A 4917-nucleotide genomic window follows, 5' to 3' on the forward strand; every position below is an offset into this window, starting at 1 on the left:
AGTGTAAAATGTACTTGGGTCATGTAAAAGTCCTCCTGGGTATGTTTTTGTCGTTAAAAACATTGTACCGTAAAAGGACTGTTATATGGCCTTTTTACTTTTACACAATTATACGGACTTTATCATAATATAAACAATTTAATGTTAGTTTGAGCTCATCTCAAAAGTAGAATGTGATTTAAATAAGTGTTTATTTTTAAATTGAAAATGAATATATAACTAACAAAAGATAATAGTAATACGTTGTAGATGTGGTCATTTAAAATTATTTTGAAAATACTAAAAAGTAGTGTGTTTTCAATTGGATAGTTTAATTAAACTGACTACATCTATTTTTGTAATATTTAAATGATTGATATATAAGTTTAAAAATTAACCATTATATAGTTTTATTTATTTTTGATTTGGTATTCGTATTGTGTTAAATTTACGTTTAATTAAATAAGTTAAATATTATAGGGAATGATAAAAGTGGTACTTAAATATAGAAAGAGGTAAAGTTATGGCAAAATCATGCTTGCATATACTTACTAATAATGAATATGCGACAACGCGTTGCCAAGATGGCATAGTCTTATTTTGGCCAATTGACGGGGAAATCGAACTACAAAAATTTCGTAAAAGTAAAATAATTGAAGATGATATATATATTATTAATCATCTGGATGTATTTAGTATTAAGAATAATAAAAAAACGATCATGTTGTATTTGAGTAGCGATTGGTTTGCGGAATTAGGCTTTACTTTCTTTAATTACCACTATACAGCAAAGTTGATTAAATCATCCTATAATTTGAAATGTCTACTATTAAAATTGACTTATCGATATCTTGATAATCAACCTCTCAATGACGCTGATATTAGAAAATTACAGGATATTATTAAAATCATTGCAAAAGAAGCAAGTATGGATAAAAAGATTGCGCAAAATCAATATCGATATGCCTATTATGGTGATTTACGTGACGAGCTCGAATATATTTATCAAAATGTAAATCAACGATTGACATTAAAAAGTGTCGCTGATAAATTATTTGTCTCAAAGTCAAATTTGTCATCACAATTCCACTTACTTATGGGCATGGGTTTTAAAAAATATATTGATACTTTGAAAATTGGTAAATCGATTGAAATTCTACTTACTACTGATAGTACTATTAGCAACATAAGTGAGCATTTAGGTTTTAGTAGTAGCTCCACTTACTCTAAAATGTTTAAAAGTTATATGGATATAACACCGAATGAATATCGTAATTTATCAAAATATAATAAATGTTTAATGCTAAAGCCAGAACCACTAGTAGGCAAAATGGTGCAAGAAGTAAAAGAAATCATATTGAATTATATTGAACATTATAAAAACCACCTAACTGATGTTATACATATTGATGAAGACAAATTTGAAACACCTAAATTGTTTCAAACGGTTATTCAAATAAATACTTATACAGAAATGAAATTAGTTTTCTTAGAAGGAATCTTTAAAACCTTATTGAATAAGAACAGTCAAGTTGTCTTTTTCATCATGCCATCGATTCTAAAAAGTAAAAATACCATGTCCGAAGAAGAAAAATTCACAATCATTAAAACAATAATTGAAAGTGATCTAAAGATAGCATTTAATATAAATGATATTGAAACAACTTATTTTGTTGAAGAAGCTTTTATGAGTGTTTTCAGACAAATATCTCCAAACGAATTAAGTAATCATAATAATTACGAAGTGCATTTTGTTTTTGATTTATCATTGATGGAAATTAGAACAATTTATCGAATGATATTAAAATTACATAACATCATGTTGAATGTGAAATTAGGATTGAACATTACCTGTTTATTTGAAAAACCTTCAGTTTTTAAATCACTAGTATCACAAATAAAGCGACTTAAATTCGATTCGTTAATAATAGATAATGCAAATTTAAGTAGCCCTTATTTGATGGGGGAAAGTGATGAGTTACTATTGAAAAATATTTTGCATTTTAAAAATTTAAAACAAGTAATTAATGAATTGGATATTGAACAAGAAAAGCTTATTTTTCTAAATGTTGAAAATCATAAACTGCTTAATAATAAAGAACGAGATTTAAGTAATAGTGCTCCATTAATTTATAAGACATTAAGTGCGCTGTATCACAACTTTGATGGCTTTGGATTAAACATTTTTGATAATCATCATACATTTAATGCGATGCATCTATATGATAAAAATGGATTTAAAACAACACTAGGTCTTATATTGGAAAAATTTATCGAATATGTCTCGAAACCAAAATACGAAAACAGTTATTATTCTATTTTTGATATAGAGAATTATTATTGCCTGGTTATTTATGATTGGCGAGTGATTGAGAGCGAGACAATTATGAGCAATTTTGAGGATAGTCAAGTTTATATAAATTTCAAAAATAATGTTTTAAACGATAAATATCTAATTGTAATAGAAACATTGGACGAAAATAGTGGCAACATTAATCATTTGATTTCTAAAGAATTAAGAGATAAATATGAATGGAACCCTAGTTTACTATCTAAAATTGACAACTACCTTAAACCAGCAATCGAGATTAAAGAGCATAATTTTAGTGATAATTCCTTGAATATTAACGTTACTTTTAATGCGTTATACATAATTAAAATAGGAAAAAAATAACACCTTGATATGTATTGCAAAATTTAATTTGCATTTGTTGGTAATTTTGACAACGTATTAAAAACAAATGAGAAAGACAATGGCAAAAAAATTTAAGATAATAATGACAGAAGCATTGTCTTTATATATTTGGGGGTGCAACATTTTGAATACTGAGAAATTAGAAACATTGCTTGGCTTCTATAAACAATATAAAGCATTATCTGAATATATTGATAAAAAATATAAGTTGTCGCTAAATGATTTAGCAGTCTTAGATTTAACGATGAAGCATTGCAAAGATGAAAAAGTACTTATGCAATCATTTTTAAAAACTGCAATGGATGAGCTAGATTTAAGTAGGACAAAATTATTAGTTTCTATAAGAAGACTAATTGAAAAAGAAAGACTTAGTAAAGTTAGATCATCTAAAGATGAGCGTAAAATTTATATTTATTTAAATAATGATGATATATCTAAATTTAATGCTTTATTTGAAGATGTAGAACAATTTTTAAATATTTAATTGAAATTGAGTGTCGAAAGCATAGAATTTGCTTATCGGCACATTTTTAATTTATACATATTTTAAAACTAAGTAACAGTTTGAAGGAATCGTAGTTCAATAATGTTAATTGTGAAAATGTATATAAACATAAAAAAATCATGTATAATATATGTTGTTAATTAAACAGTTCGAAAGCGAGATGACATTATGGGACGTAAATGGAATAACATTAAAGAAAAAAAGGCCCAAAAAGATAAAAACACAAGTAGAATATATGCGAAATTTGGTAAGGAGATTTATGTTGCAGCAAAATCTGGTGAACCCAATCCAGAATCTAACCAAGCTTTAAGGTTGGTGCTTGAACGCGCTAAGACATATTCAGTGCCGAATCATATTATTGAAAAAGCAATAGATAAAGCTAAGGGTGCTGGAGACGAAAACTTTGATCACCTAAGATATGAAGGATTTGGCCCAAGCGGATCAATGCTAATTGTTGATGCGTTAACAAATAATGTAAATCGTACTGCCTCTGATGTGCGAGCTGCTTTTGGTAAAAACGGCGGTAATATGGGTGTATCTGGATCAGTTGCTTATATGTTTGATCATGTGGCAACATTTGGTATTGAAGGAAAGTCTGTTGACGAAATACTTGAAACATTAATGGAACAAGATGTAGATGTAAATGATGTGATTGACGATAATGGATTGACAATAGTCTATGCTGAACCAGATCAATTTGCAGTCGTTCAAGATGCGCTTCGTGCAGCAGGTGTTGAAGAATTTAAAGTTGCTGAATTTGAAATGTTACCTCAAACAGATATTGAACTTTCTGAAGCGGACCAAGTAACATTTGAAAAATTAATCGATGCATTAGAAGATTTAGAAGATGTACAAAACGTATTCCATAATGTGGATTTGAAATAATGAAATCAGCAGAACAATGGATTGATGAATTGCAACTTGAATCACATCCTGAAGGTGGTTTCTATAGAGAGACAATTCGAGAAGTATTGAAAGATGGACGCAGAGCGCCGTTTAGTAGTATTTATTTTTTACTTACAGATGACAATATTTCGCATTTTCATCGAATTGATGCTGATGAAGTATGGTACTATCATGCTGGTGATTCTCTAACAATTCATATGATAAATCCGGATGGGGAATATACGACTGCAACATTGGGTACTGATATCCAAAATGGAGATGTATTGCAATATGTAGTGCCTAAAGGAACAATTTTTGCTTCTTCAATCGAAATTTCAAATACTTATAGTTTAGTAGGTTGTATGTGTCAACCGGCATTTGAGTTTAAGCAGTTTGAATTGTTTAAGCAATCTGAATTAATTACACAATATCCGCATCTTAAATCAGTGATTGAAAAATATGCTTTAAAATAAAAATGATCAATGAAGTGGTTTGAAGGTTGTTAATAAACCTTTGAGTCACTTCATTTTTATATGTATTCTTGATTGAATCAGAATAGATTTGATGCTTCAGCTGTTTTTAATGAAAATAGCATTAAATGATTTTGAAAACGATAAGAGTGTGTTATTTATATTTTTGAAAAATCACTTTTATGAAGAAATGTGTGTACTATCTAATTAATATTGTCTATTTTAAGTAAATTGAAGCGAGTTGTAGTAAAATAATAGTCAAGTCCAGACTCCTGTGTAAAATGCTATACAATGTTTTTACCATTTCTACTTATCAAAATTGATGTATTTTCTTGAAGAATAAATCCATTCATCATGTAGGTCCATAAGAACGGCTCCAATTA

The 4917-nt window shown here is 28.2% G+C and carries 5 protein-coding genes; all 5 read left to right on the plus strand.

Going from position 1 to position 4917, the window contains the following annotated elements; genetic code table 11:
* Positions 1-502: 502 nt before the first annotated feature.
* The 5 genes from IDG60_RS05885 (at position 503) to IDG60_RS05905 (ending at position 4745) form a co-directional block, all read left to right on the plus strand.
* Positions 503-2653: a helix-turn-helix transcriptional regulator gene (locus IDG60_RS05885; RefSeq protein WP_001129749.1), complete on the plus strand. Its 2151-nt coding sequence runs from the start codon at positions 503-505 to the stop codon at positions 2651-2653.
* Positions 2654-2798: 145 nt separating this feature from the next.
* Positions 2799-3158, plus strand: coding sequence for an HTH-type transcriptional regulator SarX (gene sarX / locus IDG60_RS05890; RefSeq protein WP_001090985.1), 360 nt, complete (start codon positions 2799-2801; stop codon positions 3156-3158).
* 189 nt (positions 3159-3347) lie between these two features.
* Positions 3348-4064: a YebC/PmpR family DNA-binding transcriptional regulator gene (locus IDG60_RS05895; RefSeq protein WP_000532966.1), complete on the plus strand. Its 717-nt coding sequence runs from the start codon at positions 3348-3350 to the stop codon at positions 4062-4064.
* Positions 4064-4537, plus strand: coding sequence for a cupin domain-containing protein (locus IDG60_RS05900; RefSeq protein WP_000833486.1), 474 nt, complete (start codon positions 4064-4066; stop codon positions 4535-4537). The genes IDG60_RS05895 and IDG60_RS05900 overlap by 1 nt, the downstream gene beginning before the upstream one ends.
* 91 nt (positions 4538-4628) lie before the next feature.
* Entirely contained in the window at positions 4629-4745 is a 117-nt protein-coding gene (locus IDG60_RS05905; protein ID WP_001789973.1) for a hypothetical protein, read from the plus strand.
* Positions 4746-4917: the final 172 nt, after the last annotated feature.

This window comes from Staphylococcus sp. EG-SA-2 (genome assembly GCF_017152085.1).